Source organism: Variovorax sp. PBL-H6 (assembly GCF_901827155.1).
GTDB lineage: Bacteria > Pseudomonadota > Gammaproteobacteria > Burkholderiales > Burkholderiaceae_C > Variovorax.
Genome location: NZ_LR594659.1, coordinates 69325 through 87673, shown reverse-complemented (window position 1 = coordinate 87673; position 18349 = coordinate 69325). Strand labels below are relative to the sequence as shown.

The 18349-nt window shown below is 66.5% G+C and carries 15 protein-coding genes and 2 pseudogenes; 10 read left to right on the top strand and 7 right to left on the bottom strand.

The window, feature by feature from the left end; genetic code table 11:
* Positions 1 to 205: 205 nt before the first annotated feature.
* A pseudogene (locus G3W89_RS00435) lies at positions 206 to 371 on the bottom strand (IS5/IS1182 family transposase); the annotation flags it as partial.
* 128 nt (positions 372 to 499) lie between these two features.
* Here G3W89_RS00435 and G3W89_RS00430 point away from each other — a divergent pair.
* Positions 500 to 826, top strand: coding sequence for a hypothetical protein (locus G3W89_RS00430; protein ID WP_162572269.1), 327 nt, complete (start codon positions 500 to 502; stop codon positions 824 to 826).
* Between the two features lie 990 nt (positions 827 to 1816).
* Positions 1817 to 2167 carry a hypothetical protein gene (locus G3W89_RS00425; RefSeq protein ID WP_162572268.1) on the top strand — a complete coding sequence of 117 codons (351 nt, stop codon included), beginning with the start codon at positions 1817 to 1819 and terminating at the stop codon, positions 2165 to 2167.
* A gap of 42 nt (positions 2168 to 2209) precedes the next feature.
* Here the strand turns inward: G3W89_RS00425 and G3W89_RS00420 are convergent, their stop codons facing one another.
* Both G3W89_RS00420 and G3W89_RS00415 read right to left on the bottom strand, forming a co-directional pair.
* Positions 2210 to 3787: a hypothetical protein gene (locus tag G3W89_RS00420; protein ID WP_162572267.1), complete on the bottom strand. Its 1578-nt coding sequence runs from the start codon at positions 3785 to 3787 to the stop codon at positions 2210 to 2212.
* A complete protein-coding gene (locus tag G3W89_RS00415) occupies positions 3780 to 4445 on the bottom strand; it encodes a hypothetical protein (RefSeq protein ID WP_197893511.1) in 666 nt (221 codons plus the stop codon). The genes G3W89_RS00420 and G3W89_RS00415 overlap by 8 nt, the downstream gene beginning before the upstream one ends.
* 219 nt (positions 4446 to 4664) lie before the next feature.
* Between G3W89_RS00415 and G3W89_RS00410 the strand changes: the two genes are divergently transcribed.
* Positions 4665 to 5204, top strand: coding sequence for an SLATT domain-containing protein (locus G3W89_RS00410; RefSeq protein WP_162572266.1), 540 nt, complete (start codon positions 4665 to 4667; stop codon positions 5202 to 5204).
* Between the two features lie 209 nt (positions 5205 to 5413).
* Here the strand turns inward: G3W89_RS00410 and G3W89_RS00405 are convergent, their stop codons facing one another.
* The gene (locus tag G3W89_RS00405) at positions 5414 to 6466 is read right to left on the bottom strand and encodes an AraC family transcriptional regulator (RefSeq protein ID WP_162572265.1); all 1053 of its coding nucleotides are present in this window, start codon (positions 6464 to 6466) and stop codon (positions 5414 to 5416) included.
* Between the two features lie 143 nt (positions 6467 to 6609).
* Between G3W89_RS00405 and G3W89_RS00400 the strand changes: the two genes are divergently transcribed.
* Genes G3W89_RS00400 through G3W89_RS00380 form a run of 5 tightly spaced genes read left to right on the top strand, consistent with a single transcriptional unit; the run spans position 6610 to position 11850 of the window.
* Positions 6610 to 7458: a TauD/TfdA dioxygenase family protein gene (locus G3W89_RS00400; protein ID WP_162572264.1), complete on the top strand. Its 849-nt coding sequence runs from the start codon at positions 6610 to 6612 to the stop codon at positions 7456 to 7458.
* Positions 7459 to 7509: 51 nt separating this feature from the next.
* Positions 7510 to 8568: a 3-keto-5-aminohexanoate cleavage protein gene (locus G3W89_RS00395; protein WP_162572263.1), complete on the top strand. Its 1059-nt coding sequence runs from the start codon at positions 7510 to 7512 to the stop codon at positions 8566 to 8568.
* 19 nt (positions 8569 to 8587) lie between these two features.
* Positions 8588 to 9559 (top strand): Bug family tripartite tricarboxylate transporter substrate binding protein, encoded by a 972-nt coding sequence (locus tag G3W89_RS00390; protein WP_162572262.1) that lies wholly within the window; start codon positions 8588 to 8590, stop codon positions 9557 to 9559.
* 38 nt (positions 9560 to 9597) lie between these two features.
* On the top strand, positions 9598 to 10569 hold the full coding sequence (locus G3W89_RS00385; protein ID WP_162572261.1) for a quinone oxidoreductase family protein: 972 nt from the start codon (positions 9598 to 9600) through the stop codon (positions 10567 to 10569).
* 51 nt (positions 10570 to 10620) lie between these two features.
* Entirely contained in the window at positions 10621 to 11850 is a 1230-nt protein-coding gene (locus G3W89_RS00380; protein ID WP_162572260.1) for a porin, read from the top strand.
* A gap of 30 nt (positions 11851 to 11880) precedes the next feature.
* Here G3W89_RS00380 and G3W89_RS00375 read toward each other — a convergent pair whose 3' ends face one another.
* From G3W89_RS00375 to G3W89_RS00365, 3 genes are read right to left on the bottom strand one after another with little or no spacing between them, the layout of a single operon-like run.
* Entirely contained in the window at positions 11881 to 12021 is a 141-nt protein-coding gene (locus G3W89_RS00375; RefSeq protein ID WP_162572259.1) for a hypothetical protein, read from the bottom strand.
* A 7-nt stretch (positions 12022 to 12028) separates the two neighbouring features.
* Positions 12029 to 12679, bottom strand: coding sequence for a redoxin domain-containing protein (locus G3W89_RS00370; protein WP_162572258.1), 651 nt, complete (start codon positions 12677 to 12679; stop codon positions 12029 to 12031).
* 26 nt (positions 12680 to 12705) lie between these two features.
* Positions 12706 to 15831, bottom strand: coding sequence for an adenylate/guanylate cyclase domain-containing protein (locus G3W89_RS00365; protein ID WP_232076232.1), 3126 nt, complete (start codon positions 15829 to 15831; stop codon positions 12706 to 12708).
* Between G3W89_RS00365 and G3W89_RS32915 the strand changes: the two are divergent.
* A pseudogene (locus tag G3W89_RS32915) lies at positions 15747 to 16259 on the top strand (HipA domain-containing protein); the annotation flags it as partial. The gene G3W89_RS00365 and the pseudogene G3W89_RS32915 sit on opposite strands and share 85 nt — an antisense overlap.
* Positions 16260 to 16484: 225 nt before the next feature.
* Positions 16485 to 18287 carry an NAD(P)/FAD-dependent oxidoreductase gene (locus G3W89_RS00360; protein ID WP_174258300.1) on the top strand — a complete coding sequence of 601 codons (1803 nt, stop codon included), beginning with the start codon at positions 16485 to 16487 and terminating at the stop codon, positions 18285 to 18287.
* Positions 18288 to 18349: the final 62 nt, after the last annotated feature.

The window sequence follows — 18349 nt, the reverse complement described above, 5'->3', positions numbered from 1 at the left end:
TTACGAGCATCCTTTCATGGCTAACGTCGGAGTGGATCGTCGCGCGGCGGCATGCGCCGCTCGAGGATGCTCTACAGAACACGATCGGCAATCACGGCTGATTGAACAACGTGGTGCCGACGCAACCAGGCGACTTGATCGAGCAAGTTTGGCAACTATTTAACCTGCGCCGGCCAGGCAAGCCCAATCCGCCTCACAGACGCACTCATCCCCTGACCTCCGTCAATTTCCGTTTTGCCGTCATAAGTTCGACAACGCAAACAGCGTGGCCATGTGTTCTTCGCCAAGCCGCGATAGCGCAGCTTCGTGAACCCGAACTGCTGCTTGAACACCAGCAACTGATGCTCGACGTTCGCTCGAATGCCGGTTTTCCTGGCGTGACCGAGCCGCTGTACCCCAAAATCTTGGTGCCACAACGAGCATCGCCGGGAACACGCTTCATCCGCAAAATGCAAGACGGCAGTCGACCCCTATATTCATGAGAAATCGATCGATGCACATGCTCAAAGAGAACGACAAAGTCACCGTCTCCAGGAACGAAAAGACATACGATGCAACGGTCCTTGGCTCAGACGGCGACCTATTCTGGCTGCTGGTTCTGGATCTCAAAGAAGTTCAACGTGGTCATCTGAGCAATGTCTACGAACATCAAGGGATGAAGCATCTACACGCGTCGGAATGGAATCACAAGATCGAGCACATGTTCGATGCCAACGGACAGTTCAATCGCGGGGCATTTTGGGCTTCTATACCTCCGCCAGAACAGGTGATCTGTCAATTGAAGGCGTACCACGTTGTCGGCGCCTTCAACCCAAGTGCCGCCTAAAGCCCTCGTTGCACCCGACCTGCTACAGCGTGCTTCGCCCGGGGCTTCACGCAGGCGGATGAACCCCGACCATGAGCGTCTGCTTACGGGCGCTGAGGTCGACGCTCACCACCGTAGCCGCGGAGCGTCGGAGCGCAAGTTGGCGAGCGGAGCAGCAGCCGCTCGATCGGAGCGAGGAACCAGGTGATGCTCAGCCACCTCGTTAGCGTCAGCAGCACGACTGGAAGAGGTCAGCTGCACGGCAGTTCGCCGTGCGTCTCAAGGATCGCAATGCAGCCGCCACCGTGAACCCGGCGCTGCACAACGGACGGGGCCGCTGACATGAGCGTCAACGCCCGCGGAGAATGAGCGAATGAGCACTCTAGTCCGTGGACTTATCGTCATCACTTGATGACGATCACCCGGTGAAGAATGACCCCTTGGAAATACCTCGATCGCGCGTCCGCGGAGAGAGCAACGAGCACTTGCTCCGGCGGATTGCCAGCGAACCTCTCCCTCGCGTTCTGACGGGTGACGAAGACCTGCTTGCCGTGAGTGCCCTGTTTCAAGCGGGTCACGTGGATGCAGTGGTGAGTGCCGTCGTCGATCCGCTGGGCGGTGGTCCACAGGTCGGGGTGGTGGTCAGCAAGATCACCCCCTCGGGTTGGTCGCTGCTCCGACGCTCTCGATCGTAGCCACGTACCGCGGCGCGGGGATTCCGACCTGGCGGGCGCATGCATCGCCACGCCGGGTAGCGAAACTCGATACTCCCCGGCGCAAACGATCACACACCAGAAACTCGTCCCTACATTGCGCGACATGACCTCGCACACCTCCCCCACTCCCGCTTCCCGTGTCTTCTCCCGCGCTGACGACGCGGGTTACGTCCGTGCCCCCCGGAGTCAGAGGCCGCTGGCCGCCTGGCTCGAGTCACTGACGCTCAGGCTCCGCTTGCTCTCTCAAGCGGCTCTGGACGGCCTTGAACACTGGCCCTTGCTCAGCAAAGCAGCGGTGGCAGACGATCTGGATGCGAAGCTCGACGCGGCGCCGCCGCTGACGTCAAAGACGCAGCAGCCGGTGCCTGGGGACTGGCTTTTTCCGAGCTTCTTCTTGTGCATGTCGGTTGCCGCATTGCCCTTGCTGGGCCTTCGCTGGACCACCCCGGAGGGCTTGGCAACGTGGGGTGTCTTCGCAGACGCTCTGGTGTTCGCGCTTCCGGTACTCATGCCCCTTCCCTTCCTCTTCGCGGGATGCGTCTTCGTGCTGGCCATGCGCCCCGCATCGCGTACTCCGGCCGCCCTCGGCTTCTTTCTCGCGTCGCTGGTCATGGGATGTGCCGCCCTGTACGCAGTAGGGCAGTAGGCGCTTGACGTCGCGGTGCCAAGCTACGACTGCACCGCCGCTTCAATGGTCTCGATGAAGCAGCGAGCGCACCGCGTCCACCTGGCGGTAGAAAGCCGGAAAGCTGCCGCGCATGCGTGCATGTGCATGCTCGACGACGAGATTCTGGTCGGAGACCGCCGTCGGGGCTTCGGACATGCCGTCGTATTGATGCGCGTGCGGCACGAATGGGGCGCCGATCATGTTCCTCACCAGCCCGCCCTCTCGGAATGCCGCATCGCCGAAGACCAGTTTGTCGTCCAGGCGCAGCTCGTGGTAGGCCGCCTCTGCGTTTGGAAGGGGCCGCGAAATGTCCGAGAAGCTGCCGTAGATGAAATTGGAACGTCGCTCGACGAAGGGAAAGACCTCGGTCGCCGTCTTGAGCACGTCGCTTGAATCCGTGCTGTTCAAGGCGACGATGCCGCCGGGCTTCAGGTGCGCGCCCGCGAGCTGCATGTATTCGCGCGACAGCAGATTGGTGGAATACGCGCGCCAGGAAAAGGTCGTGTTCTGCACGAACAGATCAAAGCGCGCCTGCGGATGGCGGCGCAGCCAGCGCCGTCCGTCATCGACGACGATCTCGATGCGCGGGTCCGACAGGACGGGCGCCACCTGCGGATACTGGGCAATCAGCTGCAGATAGCCTGGGTTGATCTCGACGACGGTCATGTGCTTGATGCGCGGCGATGCGCTGAGGATGCGCGCCCATGCGCCGGTGCTCAGCCCGACCACCACGACGTTTTCAGGATTCGGATGGAGCGCCAGCAGCACCAACGCGCGATCGAGTGCGTTCTGGTTTGCATCCATGTCGACGGCAATGCGGCCGTCGTACACGTTGCCCCCCATGACAGCCTCGGAGCTGCCGTTCGGCTCCGCAATGGTGTGGATGATGCCGCTGCGATTCTCGACCACGTGCGAGATGCGCGCGCCCGGCTTGAGGGTCTTGTCGGCGGCCGCGATGGCACCTGCGAGGCTCAAGGGTCCCGGCCACGCCAGCACGGCGGCCGGAACGATCACCAGCGCTGCCGCCAGTCCGATGCGCAAGGCGCGTGCGCGCATCGCGCACGACAGGGACAGCAGGCCGGTAGCCAGTCCGATCAACAACAGGCACTGGTCCATCGTCAGCCGGTCCAGGAGGATGTAGCCCGTCACGATCGGACCCAGCGTCGAGCCGACGATGTTGCCGAAGTACACCTTGGACACCGAACGGCCGATGCGGGCGCCTGATTGCTGCGACCCGAGATGATGGGCGATCGGGAACATGATGCTCTTGAGCAGCGCCGTCACGACGATCAGCGCAAAGACGCTGGCGCCCGATTGCCACTGCACGATGACGGGCAGCAGGCCCAGCAGGCTGAGGTCGACCACCGCCGCCAGTCCGAGCACGATCGCCGAAGTGCGAAGCAGGTCGTGCTGCCGTTCGCACAGGCGCTTGCCGATGGCCGACCCGACCGCGATGCCGATGAGGAACAGGAAGAGCACCAGTGCAAAGGACTGGCTCAGGCCCCGTGTCGTGAACGAGACCAGGCGCACCCAGAGAATTTCCTGGCTCAAGCTCAAGAAGCCCACCCCCAGCGAAAGAATCCACGCGAAGCTAGCCATGACGCTTGATCCAGGTGATGGCCAGCAGGCTGACCAGGATGTTCAGCAGCGCGGCCATGCGGATCGCCATGTCGATCTCGAACAGCAGGAACCAGAAGAATCCCACCACTGCCACGCCGAAGGCCGCTCCGAAGGTGTTGACCTGGTAAAGGAGGCCAATCGATTTGCCGACGTTGCCCCACAGCCTCGTCACGTAGGCGACGAGGATGGGCAGCGTCGCCCCCATCAGGCAGGTCGGGATCAGCAGCAGCAGGAAGTTGGCGAGGACGATCTGCCACTGCGGCGCGGCAACGAAGAGATCGCCCGTGCCGCGGATCAGCGCGGGGCTTGCGAGCCCGAAAAGGCCGATGCCCATTTCGGCCAGCGCGAAGAAGCGCAGCGCCAGGGCGGGAAACCGGTCCGCCAGATTGCCGCCAACGAGCGCGCCCAGCCCCAGCCCCAGCATGAAGACCGAGACGATGATGGTGACGGATTCGATGTCCACGCCGAAGCTCGCGAAGAGCAGGCGTTGCCAGCAGACCTGGTAGACCAGCGCGGACACGCCGGAGACGAAGAAGAGGGGGGCCAGCCGCCGGCTGACCATCGCGGATTCAACGGTCGTCGTTGGGTTCGCGCGCGGCGCATCGGCCATCGGCAATGCAGAACTCGGCAAGCTCATCGGACGCTCTCTTCTTGAGTTTTTCGGTCGTCGAGGCCAGAAAGGCTAACTTAAGTTGACGTTTTTGAGGAGCGCGTTTGTAGCTATCGGGAAACGAACCCAGCACCGCGGCGGTACCTCGCCACAAACTAGAACTTTCAGCATATAGAACCCGCACCAAGGCTGCTGCATCATCCCCCGGGTCTCTCGAAGCCGAGAGCCCCATGAAATGACCGTGCCATGTCAGCCGAGCCCACCGCCATCGTCCAGCAACGCGAGCCGGGCTTCGCGTCCGATTCCGGTTCCACGCCTGGCGCCGAGCGACGCCCCCACGCCGAAACCCAGCTCGACTACCTCTACCGCCAGATCGACGCCACCTGCAAGCGGCGCCTCGGCCTGGCGAAGTGGTATCGCCGGCTGAACTTCGGCTACCAGATGTCGGCGGCTGCGCTCTCGGCGCTGGTGACGGTGATCACGGGCTTCCAGACCTTGGGACCCGAACGAAGCATCGCTGCGAGCAATGTGGTGCTGGTCCTGAGCGCAATCATCACGCTGATCACGCTGGCCGGCGGCTTCTACACGCCACGCGAGCTGTGGGTGGTGATCATGGGTCACTGTGGTGACCTGGAGAACCTCAAGGCACGCCTGGAGTTCGAGGAGCGCAGCCCCACGTTCGAGGAACGACGGGACGAGATCGCCGATCTGGGTTTCAAGGAATACCAGCAGCTGATCGACGACTACGATGAAAAGTGGAAGGCGATCCGCGAGAAGGGCAAGTAGGTAGGCGGCGGAGGGCCGACCGAATGGGCCACTTAGCCGCCCTCGAGCGCGCGCAGCCCGCTTTCAAACTGCCCAACCTGTGACCGCATCCCCCCGGCGATGCGCTCCCAGGTCTCGACGGGAAACGAAGGCGGAAGCCTCGCCTCGGTGCCGGCCCCATGGCGCGACGCCGACCACGCACATCTACCTCTGGTTGTCCGGAAACGACCCTATCCGACGCCTCGCCTCGCATGCGTACGCCGTTGGCGGCCGGCACGGCTCGTCGTCGGTGGCGCCGAACGAGTGCGCCACGCTTCCGGAGAGCACCCGAACTGCGTGCCGAACCATCGGGTGAACGCGCTGTGCGTGGTGTAGCCCAGCATCGCCGCCACTTCACCCAGGCTGTGGTGGGTATTGGCAACGTAGCGGCGCGCGAGTTCCTGCCTCACTTCGTTGATCAGCGCCTTGAAGGTGACTTCGCGCCCATCGAGCTCCCGTTGCAAGGTGCGCATGCTGATGCCCAAGCCTGACGCGACGGATTTGCAGGTCGCACGGCCGGTCGGAAGCATCAGGTAGATCGCCTTGCGAACCTCCTGGTCCATGGAGCGCTGCCGGTCATCCGGGAGATCGGCAATCATCTTCCTGGCGTACTCGGCCAGCACAGGGTCGGCGGCCGGATTGGCCACGTCCAGATCGGCAGCGCGGCACACGAGCCCGTTGAACGCACCATTGAACTCGATCCGGCATTTGAAGAAGCGACGATGAAATGCCGGGTCCGCAGGCGCTCCGTGCGTGAAGCTCACGCTGGTCGGTCGCCAGCGCTCCTGGAGAAGGACCTCGCCCATCCGGTAGAGAACGCCGATCGCCAATTCGATCGACTGAGGGGCAGCCACCGACAGCGCCAGCTCCTCGCGCAGGACGACCATGTTGCCGACGTCCTCGAGCTCGATCGCCAATCTCTCGTTGAGCAGGTGCAGGTGCCCGATGAGCGTGAGCAGCACCTGGCGCAGCGTGGGTTGGTGCATGAGCAGCAGGCTGACCACGCCGAAGTTCGACAGCTGGCGCCGCGCTGCCATGCGAAGGCCGAAGGACCCGCAACCTGTTATGCGGGCGGCATCCTCGAACAGGCGTGCGACCCGATCGGCTTCGACCAGCTGGTCGGGCTGGCGAATGAGCGTGGTGCGCAGTCCTGCCTTGCGCAACGCTGCGCCGGGATCGAGCCCGAGCTCCTGTGCCACTTCAAGGAAGTTCGTCAGCGCCGCTGCGCGCACGAGGGCGGCCATCGTGAAGCCTTTCAGTCGTGCGTTGATTCTGGCATCAAATGTCAAGCGAATGACATCAAGTGCAAAGCGCCGGCATGGTGCGACTCCTACAGTTCGATCACTGCCCGAGCCCTTGAGACTCAGGGCAAAGAAGGAGACAAAACATGCAGATCGAAGCGCTGACATGCGCCATCGGAGCACAGCTCCATGGGGTGAACCTTGCCGAGGCGATTCACGGCGACGACTTGTTTCTCGAGATCAAGGCTGCGCTGTTGCGGCACAAGGTGCTGTTCCTGCGCAATCAGGCATTCAGTCGCGAGGACCACGTTGCCTTCGCTCGCCGCTTCGGCGAACTGGAAGACCATCCGGTTGCGGGCAGCGATCCCGAATACCCCGGGCTGGTGCGCATCTACAAGACGCCCGATGCGCCGAACGATCGCTATGAGAACAGCTGGCACACGGACGCGACCTGGCGCGAAGTGCCGCCGATGGGCTGCGTGCTGCGCTGCGTCGAGTGCCCGCCGGTGGGCGGCGACACGATGTGGGCGAACATGGCGCTGGCGTATGCGAAGCTGCCCGAGCACATCAAGACGCTGATCGCTCCACTGCGGGCGCGCCACAGCATCGAGGCGACCTTCGGCGCGGCGATGCCGGCCGAGAAGCGGCTGATGCTCAAGGCACAGTTCCCGGATGCCGAGCATCCGGTGGTTCGCACGCATCCCGAAACGGGCGAGAAGGTGCTGTTCGTCAACAGCTTCGCCACGCACTTCACCAACTTCCACACGCCGGCCAACGTGCGCTATGGGCAGGACTTCGTGCAGGGCTCGTCGTCCCTGCTGCAGTACCTGATCAGCCAGGCCGCGATCCCCGAATACCAGGTGCGCTGGCGCTGGCAGCCCAACAGCGTGGCGATCTGGGACAACCGCGCCACGCAGCACTACGCGGTGATGGACTACCCGCCCTGCCACCGAAAGATGGAACGCGCGGGGATCGTCGGCACGCCGACGTTCTGACCTGCCCCCTCATCCCCTTCGACATCCCCCTCGACTTTCACGGAGCATTCAATGAACTTCCTCGACGGACACCTGTTCCCCGAAAACCAGCAGCCCTTGGTCATCACGGCCGCACCCTACGCGCCGTCGTGGGTGCCCTCGGACTTTCCCGGCGAGATCGCCGTGACGATGGAAGAGCAGATCCAGAAGGCGGTGGACTGCTACGAGGCCGGCGCCACGGTGCTGCACCTGCATGTGCGCGAACTGGACGGCAGGGGCTCGAAGCGGCTTTCGAAGTTCAACGAGTTGATCGCCGGGGTGCGCGAGCGTGTGCCGGAGATGATCATCCAGGTGGGCGGCTCCATCAGCTTCGCGCCCGAGAGCGATGGCGCCGCCGCCAAGTGGCTGAGCGACGACACGCGCCACATGCTGGCGGAGCTCGACCCCAAGCCCGACCAGGTGACGGTGACGATCAACACCTCGCAGATGAACATCCTGGAGCAGTTCGACGCGCGGGACATCCAGGGCACTTCGATGGAAGACCCGGCGGTCTTCAACGCCTACAAGGAGATGACGGTGCCGGCGCAACCCGGCTGGGCCGAGGAACACATCCGCCGCCTCTCGGCCGCGGGCATCCAGAGCGCCTTCCAGTGCTACAACATCAACAGCTTCGAATCGGTCGAGCGCCTGATGCGCCGCGGCATCTACAAGGGTCCGCTGGCGTTGAACTGGGTCGCGATCGGCGGCGGCATGGACGCGCCGAACATCTACAACCTCGCCAACTTCGTGCGTGCGGTGCCTGATGGGGCGATGTTGACGGTGGAGAGTTCGGTGTTGAATGTGCTGCCGATCAACATGATGGGCATTGCGCTGGGGCTGCACGTGCGCTGCGGCACCGAGGACAACCTCTGGAACCAGTCGCGCACCGCAAAGATCGGCACGGTGGGGCAGATCGAGCAGCTGGTGCGCATCGCCCGCGAATTCGGCCGGCCGATTGCAACTGCGCAGCAGGCGCGCGAGATCTGCAAGATCGGCGTGTTCTACGACACGATCGAAGAGACGCTGCTGGCCAACGGCTTCGCACCCAATCGCAATGGCGGCCAGCAAGGCTTCCTGCGCAAGGCCGCCTGAGCGCGGCATCGGAGGTCCCATGAAGCACTCTTTGCACCTGGCCCTGTGTGCCGCGTTCGCCACCTCGGCGCTGGCGCCCGTCTCGGCATTCGCCTTTGCCGACAAGCCGATCAAGATGATCGTTCCTGCGCCGCCAGGGGGCACCATCGACGTGATGGCGCGCATCGTGAGCGACCAGCTCTCGCGCGACATCGGCCAGCCCGTGGTGGTGGAGAACAAGCCCGGCGCGGGCGGCTCCATCGCGGTCAAGTACCTGCTCTCGCAGCCGGCCGACGGCCAGACGCTGATGGTGACGGCCAGCAACGTGCTCACCGAGGTGCCGCACGTGCTGAAGGGCGGCTTCGATCCGCTCAAGGACGTCAAGCCGCTCTCGCTCATGGCGCTCTCGTCCATGCTCTTCATCTCGTCGCCGCAGTTCCCTGCGAAGGACGCGAAGGAGGCGATCGCCTACGTGAAGGCGCATCCGGGCCAGGTGTCCTATGCCTCGTACAGCGCGGGGACGGCGTCGCAGTACGCCGGTGCCATCCTGAACAAGGCGGCGGGGCTGGACATGCAGCATGTGCCCTACCCGGGCTCGGCGCCGGCGCTGGCTCACTTGATGGGCGGGCAGGTTCCGCTCATGTTCGACGGGGCCGTCACCTCCAAGAACCTGATCGCCGGCGGAAAGGTGCGGCTGCTGGCGGTCGCGACCAAGGCCCGCATGCCGGAGTTTCCCAACACGCCCACGTTGGCGGAGCTGGGCTACTCGGGGCTGAACTTCAGCAACTGGACGGGCGTGATTGCCTCATCGCAGATGCCGGCGCCGGTGGCCGAGAAGATCCACGCGGCGTTGCAGAAGGTCGCGGCCAACGCAACGGTGCGCGAGCGGCTGATCGGCGCAGGCTTCGAGCCGATGCCGGAGCGCTCGCTGGCGCAGGCTCAGAGCGAACTGCGGGAGGAATACGACCGCAACGCCGAGATCGTGAAGACCTTCAACATCAAGCTCGACTGAGCGCCGCCCCCCCAAGACAGAGAAAGAGGAGACGAGACATGGTCAAGGCGATTCGCTTTTACGAGACCGGCGCCCCGGAGGTCTTGAAGCTGGAGGACGTGGAGGTGGGCGATCCCGGCCCCGGCCAGGCTCGCGTGCGCCACAGCTATGTTGCGCTGAACTTCATCGACATCTATTTTCGGAGCGGGCGCTATCCGCTTGCGCTACCCAACGGCCTGGGCTCCGATGCGGTGGGCGTGGTCGAAGCGGTGGGTCCCGGCGTGACGGACATCCAGGTCGGCGACCGCGTCGGCTATCTCATCGGACCGCAGGGCGCGTATTCGCAGGTGCGGGTGATGCCGGCCGATGTGCTGATCCCGCTGCCCGACGGCGTGTCGGACCGCACGGCGGCCACCTTGATGATGAAGGGCATGACGGCACAGTACCTGTTCCGCCAGGTGTTTCCGCTGCAGGGCGGCGAGACCATCCTCTATCACGCGGCAGCCGGCGGGGTGGGCCTGATCGCCTGCCAGTGGGCCCGCGCGATGGGCGTGACCCTGATCGGCACGGTCAGCACCGACGAGAAGGCGGCGCTCGCCAAGGCCAACGGCTGCGCCCACACCATCGTGACCTCGCGCGAAGACATCGTGCAGCGGGTGAAGGAGATCACCGGCGGCAAGGGCGTGCCGGTGGTCTACGACTCGGTGGGCAAGGACACGCTCGAGGCGTCGCTGGATTGCCTGCAGCCGCGGGGCACGCTGGTGAGCAACGGCACGTCGTCGGGCCCGGTGGTGATCGACTCGCAAACGCTTGCGGCCAAGGGCTCACTCTGGGTGACGCGGCCGGCGATGGTGCACTACATCCAGCCGCGCGCGCACATGCTGGAGATGGCCCGGGAGCTGTTCGGCCATGTGCTGGCCGGGCGCATCGTCAGCGAGCCCCAGCAGGTGTTCCAGCTTGCGGAAGCGGCCGAAGCCCATCGCGCGCTGGAGTCGCGCAAGACCACCGGGTCCACCGTCCTGGTGCCCTGATCCGCCGCGCAATTCACCCAATTCAAATGATCGATGTGAGGAGAACCCAGCATGAAGAAACTCGTGTTGCCACTGTGCGCGCTCGCCGCTGCCGGGACCGCCTCGGCGCAATCGTCCCTCACGCTGTTCGGCGTGGTGGATGCGGGCATCAGCTACTACAGCGTCAAGAGCCGTTCCTGGGGCGCGACGCTGCCGCGGGAGGTGACGCAGAGCCAGAAGGTGTTGTCGAACTCGGGCTACAACTCGAGCAGGATCGGCTTTCGAGGGACCGAAGACCTGGGCGGCGGGCTGGCGGCGAGCTTCTGGCTGGAAGCGCCGGTGGCCAACGACTCGGGCGCCTCCGGCATTGCGAACTTCGGCCGTCGCTCCACGGTGAGCCTGTCCGGCCCGTTCGGTGAAGTTCGACTGGGGCGCGACTACACGGCCTCGTTCTGGAACGACGCGGTGTTCGATCCCTTCGGCGTCAACGGCGTCGGCACCAACCTCATCGCGGTGGTCAACAGCAACCTGGCGGCTTCGCGGGCGCTTGCCACCGGCGGGCTCTTGAACGGGGGGCTCTCCGCCGGTACCGACAGCTATCTGCGCACGAGCAACGCCATCAGCTACTTCCTGCCGGCGGGGCTGGCGGGCTTCTATGGGCAGGCGCAATACGCGCTTCACGAGAACGTGGATGCCAGTTCAACGCCCGGCAGCCCTTCGAAGCGGGGACGCTACGCGGGCGGGCGCGTGGGATGGACCGACGGCAAGGCCGACGTGGCACTGGGCTATGGTGAAAGCACCCTGGTCAGCACCACGCCCGGTGGCGAGAAGATCAAGAGCTTGAACATCGGCGGCTCCTACGATTTCGGAGTGGCGAAGGTGCTTGGCGAGTGGTCGCGCGTGCGCGATGCGCGCGATGGCACCCCGGCCCTTCCCGGGCGGCTGACGGACCGCTATGACGGGCTCGTCGCCGGCGTGAATGTGCCGGTGGGGCCGGGCGTGATCCGCGCATCGATTGCGCGGGTAGATTTCAAGAACGGCAATGGCCTGCCGGACAGCGATGCCTCGGTCAACAAGCTGGCACTCGGCTATGTGCACAACCTGTCGAAGCGCACGGCGTTGTATGCGTCGGTGGCGCGCATCAGCATCCGGAACGGCCACAACAACCCGACGGTGATGGGCGTCACCCCGCTGGTGCTGAGCCTGCCGGCCATCCTGCCCCAGCCTGCCTATGTCAGCGCCAATGGAATGGAGCCGCGCAGGTCCATCGGCTACGACTTCGGGATCAGGCACGCCTTCTGATGTCGGGCGGCCTGCAGCCGCGGGTGGGGGTCAGGGCATGCCGTCGAGCAGCTTGTCGCAGGCTTGCGCCACACTCGCTTCGGTCCCGAGGCGATCGGCGTCGATCAGCGCGACGTAGCTCTCGCCGTTCTTTCTGCGCAGTCCAATCGACGGCGCCCGGGATCGCCTCACTCCCTCATCACCCAGAGCACTCCCGCGCCGCCTGCAGTATTTCCTCCTCCGACGGCATCTTCCCGATGCCCGCCAGCCCTTCCGTCGCGCACTCCACGTAAGCCCACCGGACGACTCCCGTGCGGTCGATCATGAACAGGCCCTTCAGCTGCGGCCACTGCCTTTCGACGTCGCCCTGGTCGGCCGGTGTGTACTGGTAGCCATCCCGCTCGTGCAGCACCTTCCCCGCTTGCGCAATCGGCAGCGGCTCGGGCAGGTCGCCGAAGGGGTTGATGCGCACCGTCTCCATGGCTTCCATCATGGCCGGCGTGGGCTCCGGTTTCGGCAGGCCGTAGGCGCGATGGGTGGAAAGATCGGGGTCGGCGGCCAGCGGCATGCGGATGGGCCTGAACCTGAAGTAGAGCCGAGCGTTCTCCGGCGCCGTGGCAACCACCGCCAGGCTCTCGACACCCATGCCCTTGAGCCTGTCCTCGAAGGTACCGAGTTGCGCCAGCTGCCGGCGGCAGAAGGGGCACCACAAGCCCAGCATCAGGGACAGGAAAAGCGGACTGCGGCCGCGGTAGTCATCGAGCGAGATGAGGCCCGAGCCAGCGACAGCCGGGAGGGCGAAGTTCGGCGCCTGTTCGCCGGGCGCCACGGGGTGCATCGTCGAGGCCATATGAAGGACTCCTTCCCGCAGAGGGATCAGCAAAGGAACGGAAGCACGACGAGCGCATCGGGATCGAGGCCCGCGCGATCGCAGATGTCCCGGGCAAGCGCCATGTAGCGCTCGGCCTGCACACCATCATCGGCATCGAGGTAGAGGGTTGCAAGCCCTTCATAGCAAGGAAAGAGTAACTGTGGCTCGGCGCTTTTCTCGGCCAGGGCCAAAGCCTCCTGGTAGTGCCGCAGCGCGCGGGCCGATTCGCCGTGGCATTGGTAGATCTGGGCCAGCACGACGAGCGAGACGGCCAGGTGGTCGAGCTGGCCGGTGCTGCGGTCGATCTCGATGGCGGCATGGGCGGCACCCACGCCGCGCTCGTCGCAGCGGCTGGTCAGCGTGCAGTAGGCGACCGCAAGATTGGCCGAGAGGCGCGACTGAAGCCCGAGGTCGCCGATGCGCCGCGCGGTCTCGAGGCCGCGCTCGCAGGCCTCGATGGCGCGCTGCGGGTGGCTGGAGCTGTAGAGCACGCCCAGGTTGCACAGGGCACGGCATTCGGCCTGCGGCAGGTCGGCCTCGCGGGCGACTGCCACGCTCTGCTCCAGCCGGGTGACGGCCTCGTCGAGCCGGTCGAGCCGCGCCAGGGCCACGCCCTGGGTGTTGAGCGCGAGCGCGGCGGCGGTGCGCGCGTTGCGGCGCTCATCCTTGTCGACAGCCTGGGCCGATTCGAGTGTCTCCAGGTGGGCGAGCGCGCGCTGGGTCCATTCGAGGGCACCGTGGTTGTCGGCGTCGCGAAAGAGCAGCTCACCCATGCGCTGGTAGAGCCAGGCGCGCTCGATGTGCGGTGCTTCGCCTTCGACGAGCGCGAGGCCGGTGGCCAGGCACTGCCGCGCCTCTGCGCGCTCGCCGGCTTCCCAGCGCAGAGCGGCGATCTTGCCGAGAAGGCGGGCTTCGGCCATGCGGTCGCCGCGTTGCGCCCGGCCTTCGCGGGCGGTCTCCAGGTGCTGGGTGGCCTCGGCGATGCGGCCGGCCGGCGCCAGCACGTCGGCCAGGCGCTCGCGCACGACCAGGTGCTGCTCGTCGGCGCCCTCGCCGGGGGCCAGGGTCTCGAGTGCGAGCGTGTAGTCGCGGATGGCGTCGGCATTGGCGTAGGTGCCGCGCGCCCAGTCGCCGGCGGCGTTCAGGTAGTGCGCGCCGCGCGCCTTGTCGGCGCCCAACCGGAAATGGTGGGCCAGGGCCTGCAGTTCCTCCAGCCGCCGCGGCGCGCCGCCGCACTGCAGCTCCAGCGCCTCGGCGATGCGGGTGTGCAGCTCGCTGCGGCGGCGCAGCAGGAGGCTCTGGTAGGCGACCTCCTGGACCAGGCCCTGCCGGAAACGGAACTCGCGGCCATCCTCCGCCGGCAGGGCGGCCAGCAGGCCGGACTCGACCAGGTCGTCGAGGGCGCGCGGCACGGATTCGGGCGCGCTCGCCACGCCGCGCAGCAGGGCCTCGTCGAACTCGGGGCCGATGACCGCGGCTTCGCGCAGCACGGCGCGCACGGGCGCTGCCAGGCGGTCGATGCGGCCGAGCAGCAAGCCGTTGATGGTCTGCGGCACCTGGACCGTGGCAGTGCCGGAGCTGTACACCCATCGGCCCTGCAGGCGCGACAGCAGGCCATCGGCGATGAGCGCGCGCGCCATCTCTTCGAGGAAGAGCGGATTGCCGCCGGCATGCTCGACGATGCGCTGCCGCAGCGCGCCGGGCAGGGTTCGCGCACCGAAGAGCGAATCGAGCATGGCGTCGCTGTGGCGCGCCGAGAGCGGCTCGAGCCGCAGCACGGTCTGCGCCGTCGCGCCCGCGGCCCAGGCCTCCAGGGCGGGCGCCGGACGTTGCGTCACCAAGAGCATGAAGGGCCGGTCGCGCAGCCGCTCCAGCAAGAAGCGCAGCAGTTCCAGGGAGCCGGCATCGGTCCAGTGCAGGTCTTCCGCGATCATGATCACGGGGACCTGCTGCAGCTGTCGCTCGAGCACGGCGTGCACGGCGAAGAAGATCTGCTGCTTGAGCTGCTCCGGGTCGAGGTAGCGGGTGTGCGCGTCCTCGCCCTCGAGACCCAGCACATGGCCCAGGCAGGCGGCGAGCGCCTGCATCTCCGATTCGGGCAGGCCGAGGGCGGCGAGCTCCGCGTCGATCTTCTGCCGCGCGGTCGCGTCTGCGTCGCGCGTGTCCAGGCCCCAGGCATCGCGCAGCAGCGCCGCCGGCACGCCGTACGCGCGCTCGCCGAGCGGGGAGCAGGCGGCGCGGCGCAAGGCCACGTTCCCCAGCCGCCCCTCCCTCTTGAGACGTTCCAGGAACTCCGAGAGCAGGCGGGTCTTGCCGCTGCCGGCCTCGGCGACGATGCGCACCAGCCGCCCCTGCCCGGCGCCCATGTGCTCGAAAGCCTGGAGCAGGGCCTCCATTTCCGATTGACGGCCGACCAGTTCGCTGGTGAGCCCGTGCACCTGCAGGCCGCGCGTCGGCTGTGGGGCATGCAGCGCATCCTCCAGCCGATAGGCGGCCATCGGCTGCGCGATGCCCTTGAGCGCCAGCTCGCCCAACGGTTCGAAGCCGAAGGCATGCCGGGTGAGTTGCCAGGTCGCGTGGCTGACCACGGTCTGCCCGGGGCCGGCGGCACTCTGGAGGCGCGAGGCGGCGTTCACCGTGTCGCCGGTGACCGCGTATGCGGCATCGCCCTCCGAGCCCAGTTGCCCCGCGACCACCGCGCCGGTGTGGACGCCGATGTGCAGGGCCAGCGCCCGGCCGGTCCGCGCCCGCCAGCGCTCACCGAGCGCGGCGGCTCGTCGGTGCAGCAGCAGGGCGGCGCGCAGGGCGCGCTCGGGGTCTTCCTCGTGCGCCACCGGCGCACCGAAGACCGCCATGACCGCATCGCCGACGAACTTCTCGACGAAGCCATCGAACCGGCGGATGGTGGAGGCCATCTGGTCGAAGAGCTCGGTCTGCAGCGAGCGCAGGTCCTCGGCGTCCATCGCCACCGCCAGTTCGGTGAAGCCCGACAGGTCCGCGAACATCACGGTGACCATGCGGCGGTCGGAGTCGGGCGCAGGGGGCGGTGGTGCCGCCACGAGCCGCGTCCCGCACTTCGGGCAGAAGGCGAATTCGCGATCGACGTCGTATCCGCACGAGGGGCAGGCCATGGCGCGGCCATGGTACTGCGCCACGCCGGCGCACAGTTGACAAGGGTGCAGCGGATGTCCGGCAGCGGGAGCGGCGCTTCGCCCTTTCCGACGACGGGCAGATGCTGATCCTGGACCGCTTCGATCTGGTGCAGCACGACGATGGCAGCATCGAGCGGCTCGGCTTCGAGGACGTCGCAGCCTTGGCAGGCCTGCGGGTGCGCGAGATCCTGTCGGACCGGAAGTACCAGGGCAGCTATCAGCGAATCGCCGAGTTGCTGCGGCAGCTGCGGCTGCACAGCGAGAACCTGCACCGCTTCTTCCAGCAGGTGGCCTTTTCCGTGATGGTCCGCAACGGCGATGCGCACCTGAAGAACTTCGGCGTGCTGTATCGCTCCTCCGCGGATGTGTGGCTCGCCCCGATGTTCGACGTGGTGACGACCTCGGTCTACAGGTACACGCAGTACCCGGGAGGTCCCGAGCTCGAGGACCGCACGCTGGCACTCAAGCTCTTCGCCGGCATGCATCGGGTTTTACCTCTGCCCCAGCACCGACGGATCGGCGAATCATGCGCCCTGGTCCTGCTCGCTTCGTGCCGCGGCCAGGCGCCTGCGCCACGCCGGGATGACATTCCCGCATTCGCGCCCCAGCGACAACGCCCACGGAGGCCTTGCATGACAGACCCGACCCCCGATCCGACCCGCGCCGCCGCCGCCTGGCTGGCCGACTTCGCTGCCGCGCTCGCGCGCCAGGACGTCGATGCCGCCCTCGCCCTCTTCGAGCCCGAGAGCTACTGGCGCGACCTGGTCGCCTTCACCTGGAACATCCGCACGCAGGAAGGGCCGGAGGCCATCCGCGCGATGCTGGAGGCACGGCTGGCCGACACGCAGCCCTCGAGCTTCGCCATCGAGGGGGAGGCCACCGAGGCCGATGGCGTGGTCGACGCCTGGTTCGTGTTCGAGACTCGCGTCGCGCGCGGCCGCGGCCACCTGCGGCTGCGCAACGGGCGATGCTGGACCCTGCTCACCACCATGACCGAGCTCAAGGGCTTCGAGGAGAAGACCGGCGAACGCCGTGCCAAGGGCGCCGAGCACGGCGTGCACCCAGGCCGCAAGAGCTGGCTCGAACAGCGGCAGGAGGAAGAGCAGGCGCTGGGCCGGACGGTGCAGCCCGAGGTGGTGATCATCGGCGGCGGGCAGGGCGGCATCGCGCTTGGCGCGCGGCTGCGCCGGCTGGGCGTGCCCACCATCGTCGTCGAGCGCAACGCGCGCGCCGGCGACTCCTGGCGCCGGCGCTACAAGTCGCTGTGCCTGCACGACCCGGTGTGGTACGACCACCTGCCCTACCTGCCCTTCCCGAACGACTGGCCGGTGTTCTCGCCCAAGGACAAGATCGGCGACTGGCTGGAGATGTACACGCGGGTGATGGAGCTCAACTACTGGAGCTCGACCACCGCGAAGAAGGCGCGCTTCGACGAGGAGAAGCAGCAATGGGAGGTGACCGTCGAGCGTGAGGGCGAGGAGATCGTCCTGCGCCCCCGGCAGCTGGTATTCGCGCTCGGCGTCTCGGGCTACCCGAACGTGCCGCAGATCGCCGGGGCCGAGAACTTCGAGGGCGAGCAGCACCACTCGAGCCAGCACCCCGGCCCCGAGGCGTACCAGGGCAAGAAGTGCGTGGTGCTGGGCTCCAACAATTCGGCGCACGACATCTGCGCGGCACTGTGGGAGCACGGCGCCGATGTCACGATGGTCCAGCGCTCGTCCACCCACATCGCGCCCTCTGATTCGCTGATGGAATTGGCGCTCGGGGGTCTCTATTCGGAACAGGCGGTGAAGAACGGCATCGACCACCACAAGGCCGACCTGATCTTCGCCTCGGTGCCCTACAAGATCATGCATGGCTTCCAGATCCCGGTGTACGAGGAGATGAAGCGCCGCGATGCGGATCTCTACAGCCGGCTCGAGAAGGCCGGCTTCATGCTCGACTTCGGCACCGACGGCTCGGGCCTGTTCATGAAGTACCTGCGCCGGGGCTCGGGCTACTACATCGACGTCGGCGCCTCGGAGCTGGTGGCCAACGGCAGCATCAAGCTGAGGAGCGGCGTGGACATCGAGCGCGTCAACGCGCGGTCGGTGACCCTGAGCGACGGCAGCGAGCTCCCGGCCGACCTGCTGGTCTACGCGACCGGCTACGGCTCGATGAACGGCTGGCTGGCCGACCTGATCTCGCCGGAGATCGCCGACCAGGTCGGCAAATGCTGGGGCCTCGGCTCCGACACGCCCAAGGACCCCGGCCCGTGGGAAGGCGAACTGCGCAACATGTGGAAGCCCACGCAGGTCCCCAACCTGTGGATCCACGGCGGCAACCTGCACCAGTCGCGCCATTACTCGCAGTTCCTGGCGCTGCAGCTCAAGGCGCGGATGGAGGGGTTGGCGACGCCGGTGTACGAGCTGGCGCCCAGCCACCACCGGCGCTGAAGCTGCCCCGCAATCGGTGACCCCGCCGGCAGTGCGGCGACTGCCGCTGCATTGCCGTGCGC

Excerpts from the sequence above, each read along its gene's own strand:
- G3W89_RS00430 (WP_162572269.1), top strand. The coding sequence starts at position 500 with ATGCTCAAAGAGAACGACAAAGTCACCGTCTCCAGGAACGAAAAGACA.
- G3W89_RS00420 (WP_162572267.1), bottom strand. The coding sequence starts at position 3,787 with ATGGCTAGCTTCGCGTGGATTCTTTCGCTGGGGGTGGGCTTCTTGAGC.
- G3W89_RS00415 (WP_197893511.1), bottom strand. The coding sequence starts at position 4,445 with ATGAGCTTGCCGAGTTCTGCATTGCCGATGGCCGATGCGCCGCGCGCG.
- G3W89_RS00410 (WP_162572266.1), top strand. The coding sequence starts at position 4,665 with ATGTCAGCCGAGCCCACCGCCATCGTCCAGCAACGCGAGCCGGGCTTC.
- G3W89_RS00405 (WP_162572265.1), bottom strand. The coding sequence starts at position 6,466 with ATGGCCGCCCTCGTGCGCGCAGCGGCGCTGACGAACTTCCTTGAAGTG.
- G3W89_RS00400 (WP_162572264.1), top strand. The coding sequence starts at position 6,610 with ATGCAGATCGAAGCGCTGACATGCGCCATCGGAGCACAGCTCCATGGG.
- G3W89_RS00395 (WP_162572263.1), top strand. The coding sequence starts at position 7,510 with ATGAACTTCCTCGACGGACACCTGTTCCCCGAAAACCAGCAGCCCTTG.
- G3W89_RS00390 (WP_162572262.1), top strand. The coding sequence starts at position 8,588 with ATGAAGCACTCTTTGCACCTGGCCCTGTGTGCCGCGTTCGCCACCTCG.
- G3W89_RS00385 (WP_162572261.1), top strand. The coding sequence starts at position 9,598 with ATGGTCAAGGCGATTCGCTTTTACGAGACCGGCGCCCCGGAGGTCTTG.
- G3W89_RS00380 (WP_162572260.1), top strand. The coding sequence starts at position 10,621 with ATGAAGAAACTCGTGTTGCCACTGTGCGCGCTCGCCGCTGCCGGGACC.
- G3W89_RS00370 (WP_162572258.1), bottom strand. The coding sequence starts at position 12,679 with ATGGCCTCGACGATGCACCCCGTGGCGCCCGGCGAACAGGCGCCGAAC.
- G3W89_RS00365 (WP_232076232.1), bottom strand. The coding sequence starts at position 15,831 with ATGGCCTGCCCCTCGTGCGGATACGACGTCGATCGCGAATTCGCCTTC.
- G3W89_RS00360 (WP_174258300.1), top strand. The coding sequence starts at position 16,485 with ATGACAGACCCGACCCCCGATCCGACCCGCGCCGCCGCCGCCTGGCTG.